21 protein-coding genes and 1 riboswitch are annotated in these 25,199 nt (G+C 67.3%); of the genes, 15 read left to right on the top strand and 6 right to left on the bottom strand.

Annotated elements, in window-relative coordinates; genetic code table 11:
* Positions 1–75: 75 nt before the first annotated feature.
* A complete protein-coding gene (locus tag ACA097_RS20690; RefSeq protein WP_043254078.1) occupies positions 76–324 on the bottom strand; it encodes a DUF1145 domain-containing protein in 249 nt (82 codons plus the stop codon).
* Positions 325–574: 250 nt separating this feature from the next.
* Positions 575–673, top strand: a riboswitch (guanidine-I (ykkC/yxkD leader).
* A gap of 59 nt (positions 674–732) precedes the next feature.
* Here ACA097_RS20690 and ACA097_RS20685 point away from each other — a divergent pair.
* The 9 genes from ACA097_RS20685 to ACA097_RS20645 all read left to right on the top strand — a co-directional run bounded on the left by ACA097_RS20685 (position 733) and on the right by ACA097_RS20645 (position 12,548).
* A complete protein-coding gene (locus ACA097_RS20685; RefSeq protein WP_371365706.1) occupies positions 733–1,797 on the top strand; it encodes a putative urea ABC transporter substrate-binding protein in 1,065 nt (354 codons plus the stop codon).
* Between the two features lie 102 nt (positions 1,798–1,899).
* Positions 1,900–2,715, top strand: a complete 816-nt coding sequence (locus tag ACA097_RS20680; protein WP_371365704.1) for an ABC transporter permease — start codon at positions 1,900–1,902, stop codon at positions 2,713–2,715.
* Positions 2,712–3,530: an ABC transporter ATP-binding protein gene (locus ACA097_RS20675; protein ID WP_371365702.1), complete on the top strand. Its 819-nt coding sequence runs from the start codon at positions 2,712–2,714 to the stop codon at positions 3,528–3,530. The genes ACA097_RS20680 and ACA097_RS20675 overlap by 4 nt, the downstream gene beginning before the upstream one ends.
* Before the next feature lie 10 nt (positions 3,531–3,540).
* Positions 3,541–4,269 (top strand): urea amidolyase associated protein UAAP1, encoded by a 729-nt coding sequence (locus ACA097_RS20670; protein ID WP_371365700.1) that lies wholly within the window; start codon positions 3,541–3,543, stop codon positions 4,267–4,269.
* 12 nt (positions 4,270–4,281) lie between these two features.
* The gene (locus tag ACA097_RS20665; RefSeq protein ID WP_160287956.1) at positions 4,282–4,917 is read left to right on the top strand and encodes an urea amidolyase associated protein UAAP2; all 636 of its coding nucleotides are present in this window, start codon (positions 4,282–4,284) and stop codon (positions 4,915–4,917) included.
* 184 nt (positions 4,918–5,101) lie between these two features.
* Positions 5,102–8,710 (top strand): urea carboxylase, encoded by a 3,609-nt coding sequence (gene uca / locus ACA097_RS20660; protein WP_371365698.1) that lies wholly within the window; start codon positions 5,102–5,104, stop codon positions 8,708–8,710.
* 46 nt (positions 8,711–8,756) lie between these two features.
* Positions 8,757–10,565 carry an allophanate hydrolase gene (gene atzF / locus ACA097_RS20655; protein ID WP_371365696.1) on the top strand — a complete coding sequence of 603 codons (1,809 nt, stop codon included), beginning with the start codon at positions 8,757–8,759 and terminating at the stop codon, positions 10,563–10,565.
* A gap of 85 nt (positions 10,566–10,650) precedes the next feature.
* Entirely contained in the window at positions 10,651–11,724 is a 1,074-nt protein-coding gene (locus ACA097_RS20650; RefSeq protein WP_371365694.1) for a DUF2157 domain-containing protein, read from the top strand.
* On the top strand, positions 11,724–12,548 hold the full coding sequence (locus ACA097_RS20645; RefSeq protein ID WP_371365692.1) for a DUF4824 family protein: 825 nt from the start codon (positions 11,724–11,726) through the stop codon (positions 12,546–12,548). The genes ACA097_RS20650 and ACA097_RS20645 overlap by 1 nt, the downstream gene beginning before the upstream one ends.
* Positions 12,549–12,711: 163 nt before the next feature.
* On the opposite strand, the gene ACA097_RS20640 is transcribed toward ACA097_RS20645, so the two are convergent.
* Complete coding sequence (locus ACA097_RS20640; protein ID WP_371365690.1) at positions 12,712–13,845, bottom strand: IS481 family transposase; 1,134 nt, start codon at positions 13,843–13,845, stop codon at positions 12,712–12,714.
* Between the two features lie 208 nt (positions 13,846–14,053).
* Here ACA097_RS20640 and ACA097_RS20635 point away from each other — a divergent pair, with 208 nt between their 5' ends.
* From ACA097_RS20635 to ACA097_RS20620, 4 genes are all read left to right on the top strand, one after another.
* Entirely contained in the window at positions 14,054–14,266 is a 213-nt protein-coding gene (locus ACA097_RS20635) for a cysteine-rich CWC family protein (RefSeq protein ID WP_371365688.1), read from the top strand.
* Positions 14,266–14,961 (top strand): pseudouridine synthase, encoded by a 696-nt coding sequence (locus tag ACA097_RS20630; RefSeq protein ID WP_371365686.1) that lies wholly within the window; start codon positions 14,266–14,268, stop codon positions 14,959–14,961. Before ACA097_RS20635 ends, ACA097_RS20630 begins: the two co-directional genes overlap by 1 nt.
* A gap of 83 nt (positions 14,962–15,044) precedes the next feature.
* Positions 15,045–16,085 (top strand): L,D-transpeptidase, encoded by a 1,041-nt coding sequence (locus ACA097_RS20625; RefSeq protein ID WP_371365684.1) that lies wholly within the window; start codon positions 15,045–15,047, stop codon positions 16,083–16,085.
* Positions 16,086–16,168: 83 nt separating this feature from the next.
* Complete coding sequence (locus ACA097_RS20620; protein ID WP_371365682.1) at positions 16,169–16,909, top strand: murein L,D-transpeptidase catalytic domain family protein; 741 nt, start codon at positions 16,169–16,171, stop codon at positions 16,907–16,909.
* 881 nt (positions 16,910–17,790) lie between these two features.
* On the opposite strand, the gene ACA097_RS20615 is transcribed toward ACA097_RS20620, so the two are convergent.
* Together ACA097_RS20615 and ACA097_RS20610 are read right to left on the bottom strand one after the other, a co-directional pair.
* Positions 17,791–20,664 (bottom strand): HD domain-containing phosphohydrolase, encoded by a 2,874-nt coding sequence (locus tag ACA097_RS20615; protein ID WP_371365680.1) that lies wholly within the window; start codon positions 20,662–20,664, stop codon positions 17,791–17,793.
* 2 nt (positions 20,665–20,666) lie between these two features.
* Positions 20,667–21,461: a substrate-binding periplasmic protein gene (locus ACA097_RS20610; RefSeq protein WP_371365678.1), complete on the bottom strand. Its 795-nt coding sequence runs from the start codon at positions 21,459–21,461 to the stop codon at positions 20,667–20,669.
* A gap of 545 nt (positions 21,462–22,006) precedes the next feature.
* On the opposite strand from ACA097_RS20610, the gene ACA097_RS20605 reads away from it, so the two are divergent.
* On the top strand, positions 22,007–22,909 hold the full coding sequence (locus ACA097_RS20605; RefSeq protein WP_160287965.1) for an alpha/beta fold hydrolase: 903 nt from the start codon (positions 22,007–22,009) through the stop codon (positions 22,907–22,909).
* A 111-nt stretch (positions 22,910–23,020) separates the two neighbouring features.
* Here the strand turns inward: ACA097_RS20605 and ACA097_RS20600 are convergent, their stop codons facing one another.
* A complete protein-coding gene (locus ACA097_RS20600; protein WP_052355342.1) occupies positions 23,021–23,419 on the bottom strand; it encodes a helix-turn-helix transcriptional regulator in 399 nt (132 codons plus the stop codon).
* Complete coding sequence (locus tag ACA097_RS20595; protein ID WP_236658313.1) at positions 23,416–24,066, bottom strand: peroxiredoxin; 651 nt, start codon at positions 24,064–24,066, stop codon at positions 23,416–23,418. The genes ACA097_RS20600 and ACA097_RS20595 overlap by 4 nt, the downstream gene beginning before the upstream one ends.
* Before the next feature lie 145 nt (positions 24,067–24,211).
* On the opposite strand from ACA097_RS20595, the gene ACA097_RS20590 reads away from it, so the two are divergent.
* A complete protein-coding gene (locus ACA097_RS20590; protein WP_371365675.1) occupies positions 24,212–25,150 on the top strand; it encodes an MBL fold metallo-hydrolase in 939 nt (312 codons plus the stop codon).
* Positions 25,151–25,199 lie beyond the last annotated feature (49 nt).

Below are 25,199 nucleotides of genomic sequence, written 5' to 3'. Positions count from 1 at the left end.
GCGACTTGATAGATCAGACCGAGCGCCTTGCAGCGAGTGCCACAGCCTCAGGTAAAGCTTTTGTAAATCATCGATTTACGGACGCATTGCGGGCAGATGCAGGACGCCGAAGAGCAAGACCTGCAGGCGCTCCAGCCAGGGCTGCGGGCGCTGTTTCAGGCGTTTGCCGAACAGCAGCACCTCGCCGGCATGCACCACCAGCAGCACGCCGGCCAGCAGCAACAGCGGCCGATGCAGCTCGCCGAACGGGTAGACCAGGTTGACCGCGGCGGCCAGCCAGAACATGGCCAGCGCGCCCTTGGCGAAGGACAGCAGGTGCGACATGGGGACGACTCCGATGGGGATTGGTCGCCGCAGTCTGCCGTGAGGCCAGGGCGCCTCGACACCGACTTTCGACTGGCGCGCACCAGGATGTGGCGACGTGCTGCATGCCGGGGCACGCCGACCCCGCGCGCGCGCCGCCGGAAGTGGCGCGACCGCTCTGCCACGGGTGCGCCGCGTAGTTGGCACGCCTATCGCTTAGGGATCGACGTGCAGGAGTCACCCGCCATGCGGGTTCGCGGCACCACAATTCGAAATGGATGGCTAGGGTTCCGGCTCGCGTTGCGGGCGTCTGGTCCGAGAGCCATCGACCTCCAGCGAGGTTACACGGCGGGACAAAAGCCCGGGAGAAGAGCGCGACGCCACCGCCGCCCGACTCCCGCCTGCCCGACAACCGACCTGGAGGTTCCCATGCGCAAGTCCCGCCTCACCGCCCTGCTGGCCGCCGCCCTCGCCGCCCTCAGCCTCTCCGCCTCCGCCGCGAGCAAGAACAGCTTCAACCTCTGCTGGACCATCTACGCCGGCTGGATGCCCTGGGAATACGCCGCCAGCCACGGCATCGTCGACAAGTGGGCGAAGAAGTACGGCATCGACATCAAGATCACCCAGCTCAACGACTACATCGAGTCGATCAACCAGTACACCGCCGGCCAGTTCGACGGCTGCACCATGACCAACATGGACGCCCTGACCATCCCCGCCGCCGGCGGCGTCGACTCCACCGCGCTGATCGTCAGCGACTTCTCCAACGGCAACGACGGGATCGTCCTCAAGGGCGAAGGCAAGACCCTCGCCGACCTCAAGGGCATGAAGGTCAACCTGGTCGAGCTGTCGGTCTCCCACTACCTGCTCGCCCGCGCCCTGGAGACCGCCAAGCTCGCCGAGAAGGACGTGAAGACCGTCAACACGTCCGACGCCGACATCGCCGCCGCCTTCAACACCGACGAGGTGCAGGCGGTGACCACCTGGAACCCGATGCTCGCCGAAGCCCGCGCCAAGCCCGGCACCACCGAGGTGTTCGACTCCAGCAAGGTGCCCGGCGAGATCATGGACATGATGGTGGTCAACAGCCAGACGCTGAAGGACAACCCCGCCCTGGGCAAGGCGCTGACCGGCGCCTGGTTCGAGACCGTGGCCCTGATGAAGGCCGACAACGCGCAGAGCAAGGAAGCCCTGGAACACATGGCCAAGGCCTCCGGCACCGACCTCGCCGGCTACCAGTCGCAGCTGGCCACCACCAAGCTGTTCGCCACCCCGGCCGAGGCGCTGGCCTTCGCCACCAGCGCCGGCCTGCCGGACACCATGCAGAAGGTGGCGAAATTCTCCTTCGCCCACGGTCTGCTCGGCGAAGGCGCCAAGAGCCCCGACGCGGTCGGCATGAGCTTCGCCAACGGCGTGGCCCTGGGCGACGCCGGCAACCTCAAGCTGCGCTTCGACCCGAGCTACGTGCAGATGGCGGCGGAAGGGAAGCTCTGAGCCGCAGACCGTAGGAGCGGACCTTGTCCGCGATGACCGGCTCCTCCAGCGCGATTCGCGGATGAGATCCGCTCCTACAGCCACCTTCTACGGGTAGACGATATGCGCCTGATCAACCTGCAACCCGACCGCGGCAGCCGCCTGCTCCTGGTGCTGCTGCCCTTCGCCCTGCTGCTGTTCGCCTACTTCACCGGGTCGGCGTCGCGGCTGGCGGAGAACCCCAACGACAAGCTGCTGCCCAGCGCCGCGCAGATGGTCGATGCCGTCGACCGCCTGGCCTTCAGCGAGGACAAGCGCACCGGCGAAGTGCTGTTCTGGGGCGACACCGGCGCCAGCTTGCAACGTCTCGGCCTGGGCCTTGGCATCGCCGCATTGCTCGGCCTCACGCTGGGCATCGCCGCCGGCAGCGTGCCGCTGTTCGGCGCGCCGCTCTCGCCGCTGCTCACCGTGCTGTCGATGGTGCCGCCGCTGGCCTTGCTGCCGATCCTGTTCATCGTCTTCGGCCTCGGCGAGCTGTCCAAGGTGGTGCTGATCGTCATCGGCGTCGCCCCCTGCATCGCCCGTGACATCGAGCAGCGCGCCCGGGAAATCCCCCGCGAGCTGCTGATCAAGGCGCAGACCCTCGGCGCCAATACCTGGACCCTGATCCTGCGCGTGGTGCTGCCGCAGCTGCTGCCGCGCCTACTGATCTCCCTGCGCCTGATGCTCGGCTCGGCCTGGCTGTTCCTCATCGCCGCCGAGGCCATCGCCTCCACCGACGGCCTGGGCTACCGCATCTTCCTCGTGCGCCGCTACCTCGCGATGGACGTGATCGTGCCCTACGTGGTCTGGATCACCCTGCTCGCCTGGCTGATGGACTGGGCCCTGCGCGTGCTCACCCGGCGCGCCTTCCCCTGGTACGAAGGAGGCAAGGCATGAGCTTCATCCAGGTCCGCAACGTCTGGCAGGAATACGCCGGCAACGTGATCCTCGAACGCCTCAACCTGACGGTGAACGAGGGCGAGTTCTGCACCCTGGTCGGCGCCTCCGGCTGCGGCAAGTCGACCTTCCTGCGCCTGCTGCTCGGCCAGGAGCGCCCCAGCCGCGGCGAACTGCTGCTCGACGGCAAGGCGCTGCCCGGCGAACCCGACCCGAGCCGTGGCGTGGTGTTCCAGCGCTACTCGGTGTTCCCGCACCTGACCGTGCTCGACAACGTGGTGCTCGGCCTCGAACTGCCCCGCGCCAAGCTGCTCGGCCGGCTGTTCGGCGCCGCCCGCCGCGAAGCCCGCGAACAGGCCGCCGAACTGCTGAAGAAAGTCGGCCTCGGCCATGCCCTGGACAAGTACCCCAGCGCCCTCTCCGGCGGCATGCAGCAACGCCTGGCAATCGCCCAGGCGCTGATCATGAAGCCGCGCGTGCTGCTCCTCGACGAGCCCTTCGGCGCCCTCGACCCGGGCATCCGCAAGGACATGCACCTGCTGCTGCTCGACCTCTGGCAGGAAACCCGGCTGACCGTGTTCATGGTTACCCACGACCTCGCCGAAGGCTTCAGCCTGGGCACCCGCCTGCTGGTCTTCGACAAGGTCCGCCACGACCCGCACGCGCCCAACGCCTACGGCGCGCGCATCACCTACGACATCCCGCTCAACGCCGATCGCCGCGCCGCCCGCGCGGCCCTGCCGGCCCCGCTTGCCGCGCGCCTGGAAGCGTCCGGCGAGCCCCCCGCCGCGCCCCTCATCACGCCGGCCTATTAAGGAACCCGACATGACCGCATCCCTCGCCCTGCGCTCGACCCTCTACGAAGAAACCGTCCCCGGCGGCGGCCACACCTCTTTCGTACTCAAGCGCGGCCAGCTGCTGCGCATCACCGATATCGAAGGCGGTGGCAACCTCGCCGTACTGCTGTTCAACGCCCACGAGAAAAGCGAACGGCTGAACCTGCCGGACAGCCTCAAGTGCCAGCACACCGCCAAGTTCACCGCCGGGCACTGCCTGTACTCCGACATGGGCCGCGTGCTCGCCGCCATCAGCGCCGACACCTGCGGCTGGCACGACAGCTTCGGCGGCGTGCTCAACGCCGCCGAGGTGCTGGAGAAGTACGGCCAGGGCCGCTACCAGGAACTGCGCAACGGTTTCTTCCGCAACGGCGCGGACAACCTGCTGGTGGAAATGGGCAAGTGGGACATGCGCCTGCAAGACCTGCTGATGTGCCTGAACCTGTTCAGCCGCGTGGATGTGGATGCCGACGGCTGCTTCCACTTCGTACCCGGCAATTCCAAGGCCGGCGACTACGTGGAGCTCTACGCGCCGATGGACACGCTCGTCGTGCTCACCGCCCTGCAGCACCCCATGGACCCGAACCCGCAGTACGCGCCCAAGCCCATCGGCCTGTCCTGGCACCAGGTCGCCAGCGACGGCATCAGCGTGCTCTGCCGCACCTCGCGCCCGGAAAACGGCCGCGGCTTCCACAACACCGAACGCCTGTTCATCTGAAGGAACGCGAGCATGCCCATCGTCCCCAGCGACAAACACCCCGAAGCCGCCTTCTCGCGCACCCTGATCCCCGCCGGCGAGCCCAGCCTCACCGAACTGAAAGCCGGGCAGACCCTGCGCATCCTCGACCTGGAAGGCAACCAGGCGGTGGACACCCTCTTCTTCAGCGCGCGCAACCCGCGCGAGCGCTACGACGTGCAGCGCACCCTGCGCAAACAGGGGCGCGTCTACCTCTCCGCCGGCAGCGTGCTCTATTCCAACCTCGGCAACCCGATGCTGACCATCGTCGCCGACACCTGCGGCCGCCACGACACCCTCGGCGGCGCCTGCGCGCAGGAAAGCAACACCGTGCGCTACGCCCTGGACAAGCGCTACATGCACAGCTGCCGCGACAACTTCCTGCGCGCCAGCCTGCACGACGGCCGCCTGAGCAAGGCCGACATCAGCCACAACATCAACTTCTTCATGAACGTGCCGGTCACCCCGGAAGGCGGCCTGACCTTCGAGGACGGCATCTCCGGCGCCGGCAAGTACGTCGAGTTGCTCGCGCACATGGACGTGATCGTCCTGATCTCCAACTGCCCGCAGCTGAACAACCCGTGCAACGGCTGGAACCCGACCCCGGCGGAGCTGCTGGTATGGGACTGAGCCAGCGCCTGCGCGCCCTGCTCTTCCTGCTCTGCCAGAGCCGCTCCGGGCAATGCCTGAAGCCGTAGGAGCGGGCCATGCCCGCGAATCGCGCGCTTGGCGCGCTCCTACAACCCGACCACGGACGACCGTGGCGCAGACCGAATGACGGCGGGACGGCCCGCCACCCCATGGGGACTTCCTCATGTTCGACAAGCTCCTGATCGCCAACCGCGGCGCCATCGCCTGCCGCATCCTGCGCACCCTTCGAGCCCTCGACGTGCAAGGCGTGGCGGTCTACGCCGAAGCCGACGCCGCCAGCCTCCACGTGCAGCAGGCCGACGAAGCCTTCGAGCTGGGCGCCGGCCCGGCGTCCAGCACTTACCTGGTGGTCGACAAGATCCTCGCCGCCGCTCGCGCCAGCGGCGCCCAGGCCATCCACCCCGGCTACGGCTTCCTCTCCGAGAACGCCGCCTTCGCCGAAGCCTGCGAAGCGGCCGGCATCGCCTTCGTCGGCCCGACGCCGCAGCAGCTGCGTCTTTTCGGCCTCAAGCACACCGCCCGCGCCCTGGCGCGCGAACAGGGCGTGCCGCTGCTCGAAGGCACCGACCTGCTGGAAAACCTCGACGCCGCGCTGGCCGCCGGTGAAACCGTCGGCTACCCGGTGATGCTCAAGAGCACCGCCGGCGGCGGCGGCATCGGCATGCGCGTGTGCCGCTCGGCGCAGGAGCTCTCCGACGCCTTCGACGCGGTGAAACGCCTGGGGCAGAACAACTTCAGCGACTCCGGCGTGTTCATCGAGAAGTACATCGAACGCGCCCGCCACCTTGAAGTGCAGGTGTTCGGCGACGGCCAGGGCGAAGTCATCGCCCTCGGCGTGCGCGACTGCTCGGTGCAGCGGCGCAACCAGAAGGTGCTGGAGGAAACCCCGGCGCCTAACCTGCCGGCCGGCATGGCCGACAAGCTCTGCGCGGCGGCGATCAAGCTGGCCAAGGCGGCGAACTACCGCAGCGCCGGCACCGTCGAGTTCGTCTACGACAGCCTGGCCGAGCGCTTCTACTTCCTCGAAGTGAACACCCGCCTGCAGGTGGAGCACGGCGTCACCGAGCAGGTCTGGGGCGTCGACCTGGTGCGCTGGATGATCGAACTGGCGGCCGGCGACCTGCCGCCGCTGGCCGAGCTCACCGCCGCGCTGAAACCGCAAGGCCACGCCATCCAGGCGCGCCTGTATGCCGAGGACCCGGGCCGCGACTTCCAGCCCAGCCCCGGCCTGCTCACCGCCGTCGCCTTCCCGCCAGCGGATGGCAAGGCGCTGCGCATCGACACCTGGGTCGAGGCCGGCTGCGAGATCCCGCCCTACTTCGACCCGATGATCGCCAAGCTGATCGCCTGGGCGCCGGACCGCGAACAGGCCCGCGCCGGCCTCGACCGCGCGCTGGCCGACAGCCTGCTGTACGGCGTGGAATGCAACCGCGACTACCTGCGGCAGATCCTCGCCGACGTGCCCTTCGCCAGCGGCTCGCCCTGGACCCGTTGCCTGGAAGGCCTGCGCTACCGTGCCCAGACCTTCGAGGTACTGAGCGCCGGCACCCAGACCAGCGCGCAGGACTACCCCGGCCGCCTCGGCTACTGGGCGGTCGGCGTGCCGCCGTCTGGGCCGATGGATGACCGTGCGCTGCGCCTGGGCAACCGCCTGCTGGGCAACCCGGAAGGCGCCGCCGCCCTGGAAATCACCATGAGCGGCCCGACCCTGCGCTTCAACGCCGACGCCGTGGTCGCCGTCACTGGCGCGCGCATCGCCCTGAGCCTGGACGGTGTCGAGCAACCGATGGACACCGCGCTCTTCGTGCCCGCCGGCTCGACTCTCGCCCTGGGCAGCATTTCCGGCGCCGGGGCGCGCAGCTACCTGTGCCTGCGCGGCGGCCTGCAACTGCCGGACTACCTGGGCAGCAAGAGCACCTTCACCCTCGGCCAGTTCGGCGGCCACGGCGGCCGCGCCCTGCGCGCCGGCGATGTGCTGCACCTAGCGGAACTGAGTGACGCCAGCCACGGCGCCCGCCTGCCCGCCGAGCAATGCACCGAGCTGCCGGAGCTGCGGCGCATCCGCGTCATCTACGGCCCGCACGGCGCGCCGGAATACTTCACCCCGGCCTACATCGAGACCTTCTTCGCCACCGCCTGGGAAGTCCACTTCAACTCCAGCCGCACCGGCGTGCGCCTGATCGGCCCGAAACCCGAATGGGTGCGCGACAGCGGCGGCGAGGCCGGCCTGCACCCGTCGAACATCCACGACAACCCCTACGCCATCGGCGCGGTGGACTTCACCGGCGACATGCCGGTGATCCTCGGCCCGGACGGTCCGAGCCTGGGCGGCTTCGTCTGCCCGGTGACGGTGATCGAGGCCGACCTCTGGCAGCTCGGCCAGCTCAAGGCCGGGGACAAGGTGTGCTTCGAACCGGTGGACATCGCCACGGCGCGCGAACTGACCAGGGCCGGCACGGACAGCCCCCTCTCCCGCTTGCGGGAGCGGGCGGGGGGAGAGGGAAGCCCCGGCACCGCCCTCACCTCCCCCATCGTCCTCGACCTCGGCCAGGACGACACCCGCCTGGTCGCGCGCCTTTCCGGCGACACCCACCTGCTGCTGGAGATCGGCCAGCCCGAGCTGGACCTCGTGCTGCGCTTCCGCGCCCACGCGCTGATGCAGGCCCTGGAAGCCCTGGCGCTGGAAGGCGTGATCGACCTCACCCCGGGCATCCGCTCGCTGCAGGTGCACTACCAACCCGAAGCGCTGCCGCTTGCGAAGCTGCTGGAAACCGTCGCCGGCCTGTGGGACGGCGTCTGCGCCGCGCGCGACCTCAAGGTGCCTTCGCGCATCGTCCACCTGCCGCTGTCCTGGGACGACCCGGCCTGTCAGCTGGCCATCGAGAAATACATGACCACGGTGCGCAAGGACGCACCCTGGTGCCCGAGCAACCTGGAGTTCATCCGCCGCATCAACGAGCTGCCTGACCTTGAGGCCGTGTACCGCACGGTGTTCGAGGCCAGCTACCTGGTGATGGGCCTGGGCGACGTCTACCTCGGCGCGCCCGTGGCCACGCCGCTGGACCCGCGCCACCGGCTGGTCACCACCAAGTACAACCCGGCACGCACCTGGACCGCGGAGAACTCGGTAGGTATCGGCGGCGCCTACATGTGCGTGTACGGCATGGAAGGCCCCGGCGGCTATCAGTTCGTCGGCCGCACCCTGCAGATGTGGAACCGCTACCGCGCCGTCGAGGCCTTCGGCGGCAAGCCCTGGCTACTGCGCTTCTTCGACCAGATCCGCTTCTACCCGGTGAGCGCCGAGGAGTTGCTGCGCATCCGCCGCGACTTTCCGCTCGGCCGCTATCCGCTGCGCATCGAGGAAAGCGAGCTGTGCCTGGCCGACTACCAGGCCTTCCTGGGCCGCGAGGCCGAGAGCATCGAGGCCTTCCGCACGCACCAGCGCGCCGCCTTCGACGCCGAACGGCAACGCTGGATCGCCTCCGGCCAGGCGCATTTCGAGAGCGAGGAAGTTGCACCGGAGCTGGGCGAGGACGCGCCCCTGGAAGCCGGCCAGCACGCCATCGAGAGCCACGTCGCCGGCAACCTCTGGCAGGTGCAGGTGAGCGAGGGCGCCAGCGTGAAGGCCGGCGACACCCTGGTGATCCTCGAGTCGATGAAGATGGAAATCCCCCTCACCGCCCCGCGCGACGGCGTGGTCCGCGAGGTTCGCGTGCAGCCCGGTTCGCCGGTGCGGGCGGGGCAGCGGGTGGTGGTGCTGGAAGAGGCTTGATCCGCGCAACGCCGCGAATCGCCCGGAACCTATTGAGGAAAAACAGATGAGCCAACCCTTCGACCTCCGCCTCGCCACCCTGCGCGCCGCCTACCGCGAAGGCCGCAGCACCCCGCGCCAGCTGATCGCCGAGCTGCGCGACAAGGCCGCCGCGCTGAACCCGGACTACCACCTGTTCATCCACCTGCTGACGCTGGCGGAGCTTGAGCCCTACCTCGCGGCGCTCGACGGCAAGTCGCCCGAGCAGCTGCCGCTGTACGGCATCCCCTTCGCCATCAAGGACAACATCGACCTTGCGGGCATCCCGACCACCGCCGCCTGCCCGGCCTTCGCCTACACGCCGCCTACGTCGGCAACGCTGGTGCAGCGACTGGTCGAGCTGGGCGCGGTGCCGCTGGGCAAGACCAACCTCGACCAGTTCGCCACCGGCCTCAACGGCACCCGTTCGCCCTATGGCGAATGCCCGAACAGCGTGCTGCCGGAGTTCCCGTCCGGCGGTTCCAGCGCCGGCTCCTCGCTGGCCGTGGCCCTCGGCGTGGCCAGCTTCGCGCTGGGCACCGACACCGCCGGTTCCGGCCGCGTGCCGGCGGCGCTGAACAATCTCGTTGGCCTGAAACCGAGCAAGGGCCTGCTGTCCAACCACGGCCTGGTGCCGGCCTGCCGCACGCTCGACTGCATCACCTACTTCACCGCCACGGCCGCCGAGGCCAGCGAGCTGCTGGCCCTGAGCGCGCGCCACGATCCACAAGATGGCTACAGCCGCACCAATCCTTCCTGGAACGACGGCAGCGCCTTCGGCACGCCACGCCCGTTCCGCTTCGGCGTTCCCCGCGCCCAGGACCTCGAATTCTTCGGCTGCAACGAGGGGCCGGCGCTGTTCGCCCAAGCTATCGAACAGCTGCGCGGCATCGGCGGCTCACCGGTGGAGATCGACTTCGCGCCCTTCCTCGAAGCCGCTCGACTGCTTTACGAAGGCCCCTGGGTGGCGGAGCGCTACAGCGTCGCCGGCGAGCTGATCGAGCGCGATCCGCAGGCCGTGCTGCCGGTGATTCGCGCGGTGCTGGAAAAGGCGCCCGGCGCCGGCGCGGTCGAGCTGTTCCGCGCACAGTACCGCCTGCAGGAACTCAAGGCGCAATGCGACGCGATCATCGCCGAGCTGGATTGCGTGCTGACCCCGACCATCGGCCGCCCCGTCACCCTCGACGAACTGCACGCCGAACCCGTGCTGCGCAACTCGCAGCTGGGCTACTACACCAACTTCATGAACCTGCTGGACTACGCAGCCCTGGCGCTGCCCAGCGCCTTCATGACCAATGGCTTGCCCTGGGGCCTGACGCTGTTCGGCCGCGCCTTCACCGACCAGTACCTGCTCGGACTGGGCGACGCGCTGCAACGCCACAACGCGCTACCACTGGTCGGCGGCAATGCGCTGAACAGTCCTGCGCCCGCCGTATCCGCACGCAGCGACCGCGCGCGCCTGGTGGTATGCGGCGCGCACCTCGACGGCCTGGCGCTGAACTGGCAACTGCGCCAGCGCGGCGCGCGCCTGCTCGAAGCCACTCAAAGCGCGCCGGCCTACAAGCTCTACGCCCTGGCCGGCGGCCCGCCGCTGCGGCCGGGCATGGTCCGGGTGGCGCAAGGCGGCACGGCCATCGAAGTGGAGATCTGGGAACTGCCCAGCGCCGAGCTCGGCTCCTTCCTCACCGGCATCCCGGCGCCGCTGGGGCTGGGCAAGGTGGAACTGGCCGACGGCCGCTGGGAGACAGGTTTCATCTGCGACGGCTGGGGCCTCGCCGGTGCCGAGGACATCAGCCATTTCGGCGGCTGGAGAGCCTGGCTGGCCAGCCGCGGCTAAGGGTCGCGGTACGCGGACCGGACGCAGTGGAGGGGTGCTGCGGGAGTCGCTAGAGTGAGTGGAAGCCTATCGCCGAGGTTGTGTCATGCCGATGCTCAGCCACCACGACGCCCAGCAGCGGGTCAACGATATCCACGCCTTCAACCGGGAGCTGCGACGCCTGGGCGAGGAAGGTGCGCTGGAGCTGGACGCGGACCAGCGCGCCCGTGTGGAAACCCATCACCTGCGCCTGCTCGACGACTACCGCGCGCAGTTCGACATCGACCGCGACAGCCAGGACAGCCGCCTGTCGTTGGGCATGCGCGTGGCGTCCTTCCTCGGTGCGCTGGCCCTGGCGGCCAGCCTGTTCTTCCTCTTCTACCAGTTCTGGGGACTGTTCGGCGAAGGCGCGCAGGTCGCCATCCTGGTCGGTGCCTCGCTGGTCACGCTGCTGGCCACGTTCTGGCTGCAAGGCCGCGACGCTTCCGGCTACTTCGCCAAGCTGGCCGCCATGCTGGCCTTCGCCGCACTGGTGCTGAACATCAGCATGCTCGGGCAGATCTTCAACCTCACGCCCTCGGACCTCGCGTTCCTGCCCTGGGCCGCCTACGCCCTGCTGCTGGCCTACCTGTGCCAGTCCAGGCTGCTGCTGGGCGCCGGGCTGATCTGCCTGATCGGCTTCGTCGCCGCGCGCTGCGGCACCTGGGGCGGGGTCTACTGGCTGGACGTGGGCGAGCGTCCGGAGAACTTCTTCCCCGCCGCCGTGCTGATCTTCCTGGTGCCGCTGGTCTTCGAGCAGCACCGCTTCGACGGCTTCGCCGCGATCTACCGGGTGTTCGGCCTGCTCGCCCTAATGCTGCCAATGCTGGTGCTGGCCAACTGGGGCGGCTCCAGCTACCTGCCCTTCGCGCCGCACAAGCTGGAAAGCCTCTACCAGCTGCTCGGCTTCGTCTGCGCGGCCCTGGCCATCTGGCTGGGCGCGCGGCAGGAATGGCCGGAGGTGGTGAACACCGGGCTGACCTTCTTCGTCATCTTCCTCTACACCAAGTTCTTCGACTGGTGGTGGGAGGTGCTGCCCAAGTACCTGTTCTTCCTGGTCCTCGGGCTGGGCGCGGTGGCGATCCTGCTGTTCCTGCGCTACCTGCGCAACGTCCACGGCCTGCTCGGAGGGCGCCTGTGATGAACTGGACACGTACCCAGGGCCTGCTCGCCGGGCTCGGCCTGATCGTCCTGGCCAATGCCGCCGCCCTCGGCTCCGCCGCCTGGAACCGCAGCGGCGAACCGGACAGCCGCCTGGCGCTGAGCGAGCGCGAGCTGGTGCGCAACAGCGACTGGCACAACGAAAACAGCGGCGTCAGCCTGCGCCTGCTCTGGCGCATCCCCGGAGAGGAGTCGAATGCTGCCTGGGCGCCGCGCATCCCGGCCGAGCGCATGCGCGAGCTGGGCTTCGCAGTTCCGCAGCAGATCGACCGCGAAAGCGCGCTGGCCTACGACCGCCAGCAGGCCCGCGACGCCCTGTTGGTGCTGGAACTGGACGGCCCGCTGTACCAGCGCGAACTGCGCCTGGCCCAGCAGCGCCTGGAACAGGCCGAGCGGGCGCTGGCCGGCGACCCCGGCAACGTCCACCTCAAGAGCGAGCGCGACTTCCAGCGCGACGCCCTCGAGCACGAGGAACAGCGCGCCAGCCGCCTGCTCCTCGCCGACGCCGGCAACGACCTGCAGGCCCTGCGCGCGCGCTACCCGGACCGCCAGCGCTACGCCATCGTCCACGGCCAGGTGCGGCCCAGCTCGCTGTACCGCAACCGTGCCTGGATCATCGGTGGCATGGCCAGCACCGACGGCGTGCGCGCACTGAACGTACCCAAGCGCTGGCACGAGGAACTTGAAGGCCTGGCCCCACGCGCCGAACAGCGCGCCGCCCAGGAAGCCGCGCAGCCCTTCGTTGCCGAGGTGGATTTCGGCCAGCGCCTGGAGCCCTGGATCGAGAAAATCCAGGCGCGTTGACGACTGTAGGATGGGTTGAGGTACGAAACCCATGCTGTCGTCCTTGAGCCTCGCGAGGAAATCGAAGGGGCGTAGGGTTTCGAGCGGCATGGGTTTCGCTTCGTGTTCTGCCGGGACAGACAGGTAACGCCTGTCGGGACACATGGGTAACGGTTGCCCATGTTCACTCCGGCTGCCGGAGATCGACCTGCCGGACCGTTCTGTTGATGAAAATGATATCGAGCACGCCATCCTCCTTGGCCGGGCGGATGGCGACGCGTTCGCCGGCCAAGCCTTCGCTGACGAATACCATTTGGCCATTGAGGCGGATCTGGCCCTTGGTATGCACTGTCAGCACCCACTCTCCCGGCTCGTATTCCACTTCCGGCAGTTGTTCCGGGTATGGCCTGGGGCTGCTCTGATAACGCGTCAGCGGTGGTTTCTGGCCCAAGGCCTGGTGCGGGCGTTGCTGATTGTACTGTTCGAGCCAGCGGTCCATACCGGCCTGGCACTGCTCCAGCGTGCGGAAATGCGCGTCGTGCAGCAGCTCCCGCTTCAGCGTCTGATGGAAGCGTTCGAGTTTGCCTTGTGTCTGTGGGTGGTGGGGGCGGCTGTGGCCGACCTTGATGCCCAAGCGCATCAGCCAGACCTCCAGAGCCGAGATTCCACCACGTCGGGTTGACCCCCAGGGTGGACCGTTGTCGCTGGTCAGGCGCCGCGGCAGGCCGTAGCGCCTGAACACACGGATCAACTGTTGGCGGACCGTCTCGCGCCGTTCATTGGCACAAGCTGCCAGGCACAACGCAAAGCGCGAGTGATCGTCGAGCAAGGTCAGCGGATGACAATGTTGACGCTGGCCGAACAAGGCGAAATGGCCTTTGAAGTCCATCTGCCAGAGGTCATTGGGCGCGTCATGCTCGAAACGAGACGTAGCCGCCGGGCCAGTATCGGCGCCATAGCGCAGATGCCGATCATTGCGCCGCAGGATCGCATCGATAGTGCTGTGGTGCGGCAACGGCAAGTCGCTGCTCAACAAGCTGCGTAATTTGCGACTGCCCCAGGCGGGGTATTCGTCATGCAGTGCCAAGACCGCTTTCTCCAGTTCATCGCTGCAACTGCGAGGGCTATTCAAGGGCCGTCGAGACTTATCCAGCAGCCCCGACTCGCCCTGCTTTCGATAGCGCTCAATCCACTTGTAGCCCGTCTTCGGACTGATCCCGTAGCGACGACACAACTCGCGCACATTGGTGTCTGGCTGCCTCGCCAGAAGAACGAACTCATATCGACTGGACACAGGTGTGCACTCCTTCCACGGCATCGCTCGATCTCCCGAAACGGCTACACCGTGATCCTAAATGCGTTACCTATGTCTCCCGACACCTGTCACCCATGTCTCCCGGCAGAACACTTCGCTCAACCCATACTACGAATTCCCATCATCCATGCCGGCCAGGCATCCGAATCCCCTTGCGCCCCGCACGCCCCCGCTGCACCCTGTGCGCCCGGCGAAACCCCGACCCCGCGACATGACCGACATCGACCCCACCCGCTGCCCGCTCTGCGGCCAGCGCAACCGCTGCGCCCAGGCCGATCCGGCCGCGGACGGCGCGTCCTGCTGGTGCTTCGAAACGGCCATCGACCCCGTCGCACTGCAGCGCATTGCCCCGGAATCGGTCGACCGCGCCTGCCTCTGCCCGCGCTGCGCGCAGAACCTGCCGCCCGAAGACGAACCGACCTGATGCGCCTGGACCGCCTGCTCTCCAACCTGCCCCGCTTCAGCCGCCAGGATGCGCGCCTCTTGCTCGTCTCCGGCCGCCTGCGCGTCGACGGCGAAGTGGTGCGCGACGGTCGCTTCGAGGTGCGCGAGTTCAGCCGCGTGGAGCTGGACGACGAGGTGCTGCAGGCCGGCAAGCCGGCGCGCTACTTCATGCTGCACAAGCCCGAAGGCTGCGTCAGCGCGACCCGCGACGCCGAGCACCGCACCGTGCTCGACCTGCTCGACGAGCCGGACAAGCACGAGTTGCACATCGGCGGCCGCCTCGACTACAACAGCACCGGCCTGCTGCTGATCACCAACGACGGCCTCTGGTCGCGGCGCATGACCCTGCCGGGGCGCAAGCTGCCGAAGGTCTACTACGTCGAGACCGAGCAGCCGATCGAAGCGCATTACGCGGAAACCTTCGCCAAAGGCCTGTACTTCCGCTTCGAGGACCTCACCACGCTGCCCGCGCAACTGGAAATCCTCGACGCCCGCGCCGCGCGCCTGACCCTGCACGAAGGCCGCTACCACCAGGTCAAGCGGATGTTCGGCCACTTCCAGAACAAGGTCACCCGCCTGCACCGCGAAAGCATGGCCGGCATCAGCCTCGATCCGGCCCTGGCACCGGGCCAGTACCGGGCCCTGAGCGCCGCGGAAGTAGCCGCTTCGGACTGAATCGGACCGTCTGGCATCGCCGATTGCAGCGACGCCGGAGCCGCGGCTAAGCTGCTCTGACGCCCGCTCCTCGAAGGTTTCCGATGAAGACTCTGCACGCCGCCCTGCTCGCGCTCAGCCTGTTCGCCCTTCCCGCCGTGGCCGCCACGAGCAGCCACGGATCGCCGCTCAATGACCTGCAGGCAGCGCTGAAGAAGCTCAAGCCAGGGCAGTTCCTCTGGTACCCGGAAATCTCCCCGCAGGGGCCGGTCACCGTGGTGGTCAGCCTGACCGAGCAACGGGCCTACGTTTACCGCAACGGCATCGCCATCGGCGTCGCCACCGTGAGCACCGGCAAGCGCGGCCGGGAAACCCCGACCGGCGTATTCACCATCCTGCAGAAGAAGGTCGAGTACTACTCCGACCTCTACGACAGTGCGCCTATGCCCTACATGCAGCGCCTGACCTGGGACGGCATCGCCCTGCACGCCGGCAACCTGCCCGGCTACCCGGCCTCGCACGGCTGCATCCGCATGCCGATGGCCTTCGCCAAGAAGCTCTATGAGGTCACCGGCTTCACCAGCACCACGGTGATCATCTCCGACGCCAAGAGCTCGCCGGTGGAGGTCTACCACCCCGGCCTGCTGGCGCCCCAGGTCAGCGACGGCAAGGCCAGCGGACCGGCCAGCCCGGAGGCGGAGCCCTATTTGAACGATCCGGGCGCGGCCGTCGGTCCGATTTCGGTGCTGATCAGCCGCGCCGACCGGCGTGCCTACGTCTACCGCGGCGGCACCCAGATCGGCAGCGCCCCGGTGACCATCGACAATCCGGGCGCGCGCACCGGCGTCGCCGCCTTCTCGCTGCTCGAGCGACCGACACCGGAACAGCTCGCCAGCGCCACGCCGAACCTGCGCTGGAGCGCGGTGCAGGTGAGCAACCCGCAGGCCGGCCTGACGCCTTCCGAACAGCTCGGCCAGTTCAGCATGGACCCGCATTTCCTGCGCTCGCTGCTGCTGGCGATGGACGTCGGCAGCACCCTGGTGATCACCGACCTGCCCTCCAGCCGCGATACCCGAAGCAGTTCGGACTTCACGGTGATCACCACCAATGATCGACAAGCGGTACCTGCATCGATCAAAAAATAAGCGAAAATCCGGCCCAATTTCGCGCACTTGCGCGCTATACCAAAACTAGACCTTAGGAAAAACACCAAGGGGGGAACGGCGCCATGCCGTCCATATCGAACGTCTGGGGGAAACTCCGGCCGCTGCTTGCCGTGGGCGCGCTTCTCGCGCTCGGCTGCGGCACCGTCCACGCCGCTGCCCTGCCCAGCGCCGAGGAACTCCACCGCCTGGCCCCGGCCACCAGCCTGCAAGCCCTGCGCCTGGCGCTCAGCGCCTACCAGTGCGCCAGCAGCCAGTTGGGCGGCAAGGGCGAACTGCTGACCGTCATCGACTACTCGAAGCCCTCGCGCGACAAGCGCCTGTGGGTGTTCGACCTGAGCAAGCGCAAGCTGCTGTTCGAGGAGTGGGTGGCCCACGGCAAGAACAGCGGCGACGACGTCGCCACTTCCTTCTCCAACCGCCCGAACAGCTACCAGTCGTCGCTGGGCCTCTACCAGACCGGCAACACCTACAGCGGCAAGCACGGCCGCTCGCTGCGCCTGCTGGGCCTGGAGCCGGGCTTCAACGACAACAGTGAAGAGCGCGCCATCGTGATGCACGCAGCCGCCTACGCCGACCCGAAAGTGGTCCCCGGCCTCGGTCGCCTCGGCCGCAGCCAGGGCTGCCCGGCGGTACGTCCGCAAGTGGCGAAGCGGCTGATCGACACGCTGTCGCAAGGCAGTTACGTGTTCGCCTACTACCCGCAGCAGAACTGGCTGAGCAATTCGCAGTACCTCGCCGGCGCCAGCTGCACCGTGGCCAAGGCGCCCAACCTGGGCCGCGCGACGACGCTGGCCAAGCGCTAAATGCCATTCCGGGGCGGCGCAGTGCCGCCCCATCCCCTCCCGCAACGCACTTCAGTTCCCCACTGTAGGGCGGATCTCATCCGCGAACTCCTGGCACGGTGCCTCCCTGTAGGAGCGGATTCATCCGCGATCTTTTCGCGGACAAGGTCCGTTCCTACGCCCATGCACCGCGCGCCCCTTCACGTCTTCCCCGCGAACGCGGGGATCCAGAGGCGTCTTGCTCGGTGTAGCGCGCCCCGTTGGCGTGTTCGGATGTTTCTTGTTTCGCCCCCTCGGGCGAGTCACTTTCTCAAACGGTGGAAGGCCACCCCCGCAGAAAGTAACCAAAGCGCTTGCCCCGACATACGGGTCCGGCAAGCCGGACTTCCCTCGCACATCCCCACGCACCCGGAGGCCCGCCCCGACAGCACGTCCCTGTGCTGGTCGGGGCTTTTGCGACATCCATGTCGCGCAACCTCCTCTGCGTGGGCTTAGCTCGGCCTCCTGTAAGGGGCGGTCCGGAGTGCGCGGACGTTTCTCTGGAAGTCCAAGAGCAAGAGCTGCGCGGCGCTGCCGCTTTTCGTAGGAGCGAGCTTGCTCGCGAACCGCACGGCACGAATGCCGAACCTGTAGGGCGAATAACCCCGAAAGGGTTATCCGCCATTCTCTTACGGGGTGGCGGTGCATGACCGCGAACGAGGTCATGCACCCTACGGTTGGAAAGGGCGCGGGGATTTTCGCGGAAGATATGCTCCTACAGGACGGCGCCGATCTTCCCGCGTTCTCAGAACGGCCCCTCTCCCGCTTGCGGGAGAGGGTTGGGGAGAGGGAACCAGGGCAAGCCGAAATACCCATGCATCCAGGTAGCGCTGTTTGCGAGCCGGCTCGCTCGTACGAAGGCGTTAGGCCTTCGCCGGCGCCTCGACGATCGCCAGCATCGCTTTTTCGTCCACCGCGTCGAGCTGGTCCGGGCGGAGGAATTTCTCGCCGTACTCGCGGTATACCCCGGTTTCGACGAACAGGCGGAACAGCTCGCTGTCGACGTGGCGGTCGCGGGCCATGAAGGCGAGGATCTTCAGCGATTCGGAGAGCGTCTTGGGCGCCTTGTACGGGCGGTCGGCGGCGGTCAGGGCCTCGAAGATGTCGGCAATCGCCATCACCCTTTCCGGAATGCTCATGTCCTCGCCCGCCAGGCGTCTTGGATAGCCGGTGCCGTCCATCTTCTCGTGGTGGTTGGCGGCGATGGTCGGCACGCGCTTGAGGTGCTTGGGCAACGGCAGGGCGCTGAGCATCATCAGGGTCTGCACGATGTGCTCGTTGATCTTGAAGCGCTCTTCGTCGGTGAGGGTCCCGCGGCGGATGCCGAGGTTGTAGAGCTCGCCGTAGTTGCTCGCGCAGGGCGGCAGGCGCATGTCGAAACCCCAGCGGTTGCGCGGGTCGTCCTTGTCTACCGGTGGCTTGCGCTCGCCCCAGGGCACGCAGTGTTCGGGTTTGTCGGCGAGCAGGCGTTCCTCCGCCGGCAAGGAGGCTGCCGGCACGCCGACCAGCCGTGCGGCTTCGTCGTGGGAAATGCCCAGGCGGTCGTCGAAGTGGCGCAGCCAGCGGCGTTCGCCGATCCGCTGCAGGCGCTCGATGTCCTCGTCCTTCATGAACTCGCCGCCGACGTTGGCCTGGGCGACGAAGGCGAAGTCTTCCTGCAACGCTTGCCGCTCGGCATCGCGGCGCGCGCCCAGTGCTGCGCTGTCGCCACCCTCGGCGAGACCGCGCCAGTAGTCGATCTCGGCGTCGCGCCAGAGCACCTCGAAGCGCATGCGCACTTCGTGCAGGCGGTTGTACAGGGTCTCCAGTTTGGTGGCCTTGTCCACCACGTATTCCGGGCTGGTGATCTTGCCGCAGTCGTGCAGCCAGGCGGCGATCTGGAATTCGTAGCGGTCGGCGTCGCTCATGGCGAAATCGGCGTAGCGGTCGCGGTCGTCGATGGCCTTCTGCAGGAGCATGTCGGCCAGTTGCGGCACGCGCTCGCAGTGCCCGCCGGTGTAGGGGCTCTTGGCATCGATGGCGTCGGCCAGCAGCTTGATGATGGCGTCCAGCAGGCGTTGCTGCGCTTCGATCAACTGGCGCGTCTCGATGGCCACGGCGGCGGCGCCGGAGAGCTCCTCGACGAAGCGCCGGAACGGCCGACGCGGTTTGCGCCGCCGCTCGCCCTCCTCCTGCAGTTGCAGCACCAGCACGCCGAGCAGTTCCTCGCTGCGATTGCGCAGGGCCACTTCCATGTGCCGGCCGCTGCCGCTCAGCGCCTGGTCCAGCAATGAGGCCAACTGCTTTTCGTCGAAGCCCTGGATGGGCAGCGATTGCTGGTAATGCTCGCCATTGACCGCGCAGGCCAGGCCCAGGCGGTTCTCCTCCTCGTGCAGCAGGTAGACCGCGCCACCGAGCACGCCGGTGGCCTCGACCAGGCGCGACAGCACGTCGGCGAGCATGCTGTCCAGCCGCGTCTCGCGGCTGAGGCTCAGAGTGATGCCCTGGAAATTGCGGATGGTCTTCGACATGCCGCCCAGCACCTGGCTGAGCTCGCGCACTTCGGCGATCCGCGAGTTCACCCCCACCGGGCGGGCGAAGTCGAAGGCCGCCAGGGCGCCGAGCTGCTCGGTCAGCAGGTTCAGCGGGCGGGCGATGCGGCGGCCGATGAGCGAGCCGAGCAGCAGCAACACCAACAGCAGCACGCCGCCCCACAGGGCTTGCTGCAGCAGGGTCGCCCGCGCTCCGGCCAGCAGTTCGGCGGCGGGAATGCTGATCAGCACGCGCGCCTGGGTGCTGGCGAAACTCGCCAGCGGCACCCAGATGCCATACCAGTTCTCGCCGTCGACTCGATAGGCCTGCGCCATGCGGGGCTGGCCACCGATCTCGGCCAGCCGACTCAGGCTCGGCACGCCCAGCTCGCCAAGCTTGGCCAGGCGTGCCTTGCGGCCCTCGCGTACGAGCAGACGCGACAGGTCGGGATAGGCGATCACGGTATCGTGCCCGTCGATCACTGCCAGCTCGGTATGCACGGTCTGACGCAGATCGCCCATCTCCTCGGCCAGGTCATTGACCGATGCGTCCATGCCGATCACCGCGGCGCCATCGACGGTGCGCTGCGCCAGGGTCAAGCCGATCTCGCCGGTGGTGAAGAACACGTAGGGCTGGGTAAGAACCGTGGTGCGACTGGCGGATGCCTCCTGGTACCAGCCACGCTGGCGAGCGTCGAAATGGTAGTCGGGCATGTCCAGGCGCTGAAGCAGCTGCAGCTGATCGTCGTAGAAGCGCCACTCGCCCTGCGGCACGTTCTGCGCGTCGAGCGTCTGGCTCTGCACCAGATAGAGCGCCTTCGGCGGCGCCTTGAGTTTCTCCCGCACCGAGGCGGCGTTGAGCGCGCGCACCAGCAGGAACTCGCCATTCGGATAACCGATGTACACCGCGCTCAGCGTGCGGTTGGCGCGCAGGTTCTCGACCAGGACCGGCAGGCGCTCCAGGCGCGCGGAAAGGTTGTCGGCCTGCGAGATACGGTCATAGCTGAGCAGACGCAAGGTGTTCTGCGCCGGGTCCAGCAGACGCCGGATACGCTCGTTGACCGTGATGCCGAGCTGCCCGGCGGCCTCCCCGGCCGCCGACACCATCGCAGCCTCGACGCCTCGATAGCCCTGGATCAGCAGCGACGCCGCGAGGACCAGCATGCTGAGGATGATGGCGCCGGTTAGCAGGACCTGCAGTGGAATGCCGCGTCTTTTCGCTTTCATGGTCATGGTTGCTTGTCCAGGTCGCCCGCAGGCGCGCGATAACCGTTGTCGAGCAACGATGCCGCGATATCCAGCGGCGCGTTGCGAAGGAGGATTCTGGAGAGGCCACCGTCCAGGCGCAGGTCCTCGAGCAGGCGCAACCACTCGGCGCTCTGCGCGGCATTGAAGTGAAGGCGCGAGAGCACCAGACCTCGCGCAACGCCCGGTGCATTCAGCTCGATCACGCGGTAGCGATGGCGCATGGCCGGATCGCTCAGAACGGTGGAGAGCACCAGCGCGTGCCCGATCAGCCCGTTCACCTCGCCTTTTTGCAGGGCGGCGAAGCTGCCGCGCTCGTCGGGGTACTCCCTCAACTGCCCGTCGGCGGCCATGATCCGCAATATGGCGTCGAGGTAGGTGCCGTGGCGGTAGCCGCTGATCACGCCCAGGCGCACACCGGGCCGCGCGCGGAAATCGTTCAGGTCGTGCAGGTCCATGGACTGTTCGAGCGGCACGATCAGGCGCTCACGCAGGTACAGGTAGGGAATGAAGTACGCCAGTCGCAGGCGGTCGGGGCTCGCCACGCCGCTCATGGTCAGGTCCACCTCGCCGCTCTCGATGTCCTGCCAGATCTGCGCACGGGGCCGGACCGAAACCTCGAAGCGGCAGCCACTGCGACGCGCCAGTTCGGTGGCCACATCGACATCCATGCCCTTGCCGTCCTCGTAGAGGATCGGGTGTGGATAGAACGCCAGGCGCACCGGCGTAGCGCAGCCGTAGCGGTCTTCCGCGGCCGCATACAGGGAGGCGCAATTCATGAGGGCGCACAGCAGCCCGATGCGCAAGACAGGGAACAAGACCATGGAACCGACCCATCCGTTGTGTCGGCCAGGGAGGAGTGCAACTACCTCTTCCGCGGCAGGGCGATGCTGAGGAAACGACTAGTGGGAAAGTGTAATAGGGCGCTGGCCTTTTGCCGGGCAAACGCAGTTCGTCGGAATCCGCCGGCCAAGCAGCGAAAAAATGTGACTCGCCGGTTCCGACGGGGTTGCGTGGCTCGGACCGTCCTGCTTAACTCTGCCCCATGTGTGACTCACCGGTCACGCAATACTTCTAAGAAGCTCCATCCGCCCGGCACCTCCCCGCCAGGCCCTTTCGAAATACCTGCCCAGTACCCTCGCACAGCCTCCACAAGGGCTTTGCGCTTCGCTCTATTTGAAACATAAGCTGTTGAAAATAAAGAATTTATGAAGTTTCGCTGGGTGCAATGAAGTTGTCACCTCAAAGCGTTTTCCTCTGCCTGGTAGTCCTCTGCATCCGATAGTCGGGTGCGTCCATTCGAGCTGCGTATGGAGGAAGCGACATGAGGCCGGAAACCGCCGTCGTCGAGATTCTGCAACACCGGGTTTACACGGAGTTCTATGCGAACAGGGAAGCACGCCAGACCATCATCCTGGTCAACGGCTCGCTGTCGACTACCGCCTCCTTTGCGCAAACGGTGAAGTACCTGCAACCGCACTTCAACGTGGTCTGCTACGACCAGCCCTATGCGGGCGGGTCCAAGGCATTCAACGCGCCGGGCGAATTCATCACCAAGGAGTACGAAGCGCAGCTGCTGCTGGGCCTGATCGAGCACTTCCGCGCCGACGTGGTGATGTCCTTCTCGTGGGGCGGCGTGGCTGCCCTGCTGGCCCTGGCACAGCGCCCAAGCCGCATCCGCAAGGCGGTGATCAGTTCGTTCTCGCCAGTCTTCAATGCGGCCATGCTGGACTACCTGCACCGCGGCATGGATTACCTGGCGGCGTGCGACCGGGCGAACGTGGCCAACCTGGTCAACGAGACCATCGGCCGCTACCTGCCACAGCTGTTCAAGCGCTTCAACTTCCGCCACGTCTCCAGTCTCGACGAGCACGAGTACCTGCAGATGCACTACCACATCTGCCAGGTGTTCAAGCTCAGCACCGAGAACTACATGGAAGACTTCGCCGCCATCGACATCCCGCTGCTGTTCCTCAATGGCGAGATGGACCTGTACACCACGCCGGGCGACGCACGGCAGTTCCAGCAACTGATCCGCGACTGCGAGTTCCGCACCATCCGCAATGCCGGGCACTTCATCGACGTCGAGCACAAGCAGGCCTGGCAGGAAACCCAGGACGCCATGCTGGCTTTCCTGCGTCCGCAACGCCAGCCGGTCAGCCTGTCCCTGGGCAATGGCTACCACCCCAACCTGCAGGGTATCCCGGTCGCCGCCCTGGCCAGTTGAGCGGGCTCGTGAAGGCGGGAGACGCCTCCCGCATCACGGCCCGTCGTTGTCGCCAGCGGATACCCAGGCCGCAGGCGCGGCAGGGCCGGCCCGCGTGCCAGCAATCCGCGCTCAGCGAATGATCTGCGCGAAACGCGCGCTTTCGCCGTGCCGCGCAGTGCCGTCCGACTCCTGCACGGAGCCTTCGCGAAGCTGCGGATCGCCGCACAAGGCCTCGTGGAGCGCATCGAGCATCACCTGCACACGCGCATCGGCGATGCTGTAGTAGATCGAGCGCGACTCGCGGCGAGTCTTCACCAACTGGTTCTGGCGCAGTTCGGCCAACTGCTGCGACAAGCCCGGCTGGCGCAGGCCCAGGTCGCGTTCCAGCTCGGCCACCGAACATTCGCCACGGGCGATGTGGCAGAGCAGCAGCAGGCGCGTCGGGTTGGCCAACAGGCGCAGCAGCTCGGCGGCGTCATTGGCGCGCGCCTTGAGCGCCTCCAGCTCGACGGCGGCCAGCGCTGTCACGGGCGTCTCCAGCGGTAGTACCAGGCCTCGTCGTCGGCCGGCTTCAACGCCAGGGCCTCGCGTGCGTCGAGGGCCACCGGCTCGAGCAGCGGTTGCTCCGGCTGCCAGCCTTCCGGGGTGGAAGCGCCGTAGCGATCGCTGGCCTGCAGCGCAGCCACCAGGCGCAACAGCTCATCGACCGAGCGACCGACGTTCATCGGGTACCAGTTCATGGCGCGAATGATGCCTTCCGGGTCGATCACATAGCTGACGCGAGCTGTCGAGCTGTCGCTGGCATCGGCGGCGACCATGCCGTAGCCACGGGCGATGGCCATGGACGGGTCCTCGATGATCGGGAAGTCGATGGCCACGCCAAAGCGCTCGTGGATGTCCCGGATCCACGCCAGGTGCGAATAGAGGCCGTCCACCGACAGCGCGAGCAGCTCGCATCCCAGCGCATCGAAGCGCGGCTTGGCACGGGCGAAGGCGATGAACTCGCTGGTGCACACCGGCGTGAAATCCGCCGGATGGGAGAACAGCAACAGCCAACGCCCACGATAATCACTCAAGGCGACATCGCCACGGGTGGTGCGTGCGCGAAACTCCGGCGCACGGTCGTTCTGCCGCAGGGGCGGCATGGCAGGTGCGGGGCTGACGATGGGTTCCACGGTGCTCGGCATCCTCGAATGAACAGGCCCGCCATGCTAACGCCAGGGCTCGGTAGCGTCGATGACGGTATTCCCGAGATTACAATTGCGTAATTACTTAAATAATGTAAGCATGATTTAAGTCAATGCCGCAGGAGATGTCAGCATGACGTCCGCGAACCCCGATCAGGCCCTGACCCGCGCCATCGCGCTGGTCGAAGCCGCCCAGGCCGCCCCGGCCAGGCGCCCGCAGATCACCTCCTTCTTCGACGAAGCCACCTTCACCGCCAGCCATGTGGTGCGCGACCCGTCCAGCCAGGCCTGCGCCATCATCGACAGCGTGCTCGACTTCGACGCTGCCAGCGGCCGCACCAGCAGTACCTCTGCCGACGCCGTAATGGCCTTCGTCCGCGAACACGACCTGCACGTCGAATGGCTGCTGGAGACCCACGCCCACGCCGACCATCTGTCCGCCGCGCCGCTGCTGCAGCAGGAACTGGGCGGACGCATCGCCATCGGCGAGAAGATCACGGTGGTGCAGCAAGCCTTCGGCAAGATCTTCAACGAGGGCAGCGCCTTCGCCCGCGACGGCAGCCAGTTCGATCATCTTTACGCGGATGGCGAAAGTTTCCGTATCGGCAATCTCGAAGCCATCGCCCTGCACGTACCCGGCCACACCCCCGCATGCATGGCCTACGTGATCGGCGACGCGGTGTTCGTCGGCGACACCCTGTTCATGCCCGACTACGGCACCGCCCGCTGCGACTTCCCCGGCGGCGACAGCGCCACCCTCTACCGCTCGGTGCAACGCCTGCTGGCGCTGCCGGACGCCACTCGCGTGCTGCTCTGCCACGACTACAAGGCGCCCGGCCGCGACCAGTACGTCTGGGAATCCAGCATCGGCGAACAGCGCTGCCACAACGTGCACATCCACGAGGGCATCGGCGAAGGCGAATTCGTCGCCATGCGCGATGCGCGCGATGCCACCCTCGCCATGCCGCGCCTGATCCTGCCCTCGGTGCAGGTGAACATGCGCGGCGGCCGCCTGCCGGAGCCGGAAGACAACGGCGTGAGCTACCTGAAGCTGCCACTGAACCTCCTGTGAGCAGCGCGAGCGAGGCGCCGCGGCGGCCGGCGCCTCGCCCCACCCTTGC

This window comes from Pseudomonas sp. QL9, assembly GCF_041409665.1.
Classification (GTDB): Bacteria; Pseudomonadota; Gammaproteobacteria; order Pseudomonadales; family Pseudomonadaceae; genus Pseudomonas; species Pseudomonas knackmussii.
The sequence above is the reverse complement of the archived record's forward strand: the minus strand, read 5'-3'. Positions and strand labels throughout refer to the sequence as shown.

Excerpts from the sequence above, each read along its gene's own strand:
- ACA097_RS20625 (WP_371365684.1), top strand. The coding sequence starts at position 15,045 with ATGAAGACTCTGCACGCCGCCCTGCTCGCGCTCAGCCTGTTCGCCCTT.
- ACA097_RS20610 (WP_371365678.1), bottom strand. The coding sequence starts at position 21,461 with ATGAATTGCGCCTCCCTGTATGCGGCCGCGGAAGACCGCTACGGCTGC.
- ACA097_RS20670 (WP_371365700.1), top strand. The coding sequence starts at position 3,541 with ATGACCGCATCCCTCGCCCTGCGCTCGACCCTCTACGAAGAAACCGTC.
- ACA097_RS20640 (WP_371365690.1), bottom strand. The coding sequence starts at position 13,845 with ATGCCGTGGAAGGAGTGCACACCTGTGTCCAGTCGATATGAGTTCGTT.
- ACA097_RS20630 (WP_371365686.1), top strand. The coding sequence starts at position 14,266 with ATGCGCCTGGACCGCCTGCTCTCCAACCTGCCCCGCTTCAGCCGCCAG.
- ACA097_RS20665 (WP_160287956.1), top strand. The coding sequence starts at position 4,282 with ATGCCCATCGTCCCCAGCGACAAACACCCCGAAGCCGCCTTCTCGCGC.
- ACA097_RS20690 (WP_043254078.1), bottom strand. The coding sequence starts at position 324 with ATGTCGCACCTGCTGTCCTTCGCCAAGGGCGCGCTGGCCATGTTCTGG.
- ACA097_RS20685 (WP_371365706.1), top strand. The coding sequence starts at position 733 with ATGCGCAAGTCCCGCCTCACCGCCCTGCTGGCCGCCGCCCTCGCCGCC.
- ACA097_RS20650 (WP_371365694.1), top strand. The coding sequence starts at position 10,651 with ATGCCGATGCTCAGCCACCACGACGCCCAGCAGCGGGTCAACGATATC.
- ACA097_RS20645 (WP_371365692.1), top strand. The coding sequence starts at position 11,724 with ATGAACTGGACACGTACCCAGGGCCTGCTCGCCGGGCTCGGCCTGATC.
- atzF (WP_371365696.1), top strand. The coding sequence starts at position 8,757 with ATGAGCCAACCCTTCGACCTCCGCCTCGCCACCCTGCGCGCCGCCTAC.
- ACA097_RS20620 (WP_371365682.1), top strand. The coding sequence starts at position 16,169 with ATGCCGTCCATATCGAACGTCTGGGGGAAACTCCGGCCGCTGCTTGCC.
- uca (WP_371365698.1), top strand. The coding sequence starts at position 5,102 with ATGTTCGACAAGCTCCTGATCGCCAACCGCGGCGCCATCGCCTGCCGC.
- ACA097_RS20675 (WP_371365702.1), top strand. The coding sequence starts at position 2,712 with ATGAGCTTCATCCAGGTCCGCAACGTCTGGCAGGAATACGCCGGCAAC.
- ACA097_RS20590 (WP_371365675.1), top strand. The coding sequence starts at position 24,212 with ATGACGTCCGCGAACCCCGATCAGGCCCTGACCCGCGCCATCGCGCTG.
- ACA097_RS20635 (WP_371365688.1), top strand. The coding sequence starts at position 14,054 with ATGACCGACATCGACCCCACCCGCTGCCCGCTCTGCGGCCAGCGCAAC.
- ACA097_RS20615 (WP_371365680.1), bottom strand. The coding sequence starts at position 20,664 with ATGAAAGCGAAAAGACGCGGCATTCCACTGCAGGTCCTGCTAACCGGC.
- ACA097_RS20680 (WP_371365704.1), top strand. The coding sequence starts at position 1,900 with ATGCGCCTGATCAACCTGCAACCCGACCGCGGCAGCCGCCTGCTCCTG.
- ACA097_RS20605 (WP_160287965.1), top strand. The coding sequence starts at position 22,007 with ATGAGGCCGGAAACCGCCGTCGTCGAGATTCTGCAACACCGGGTTTAC.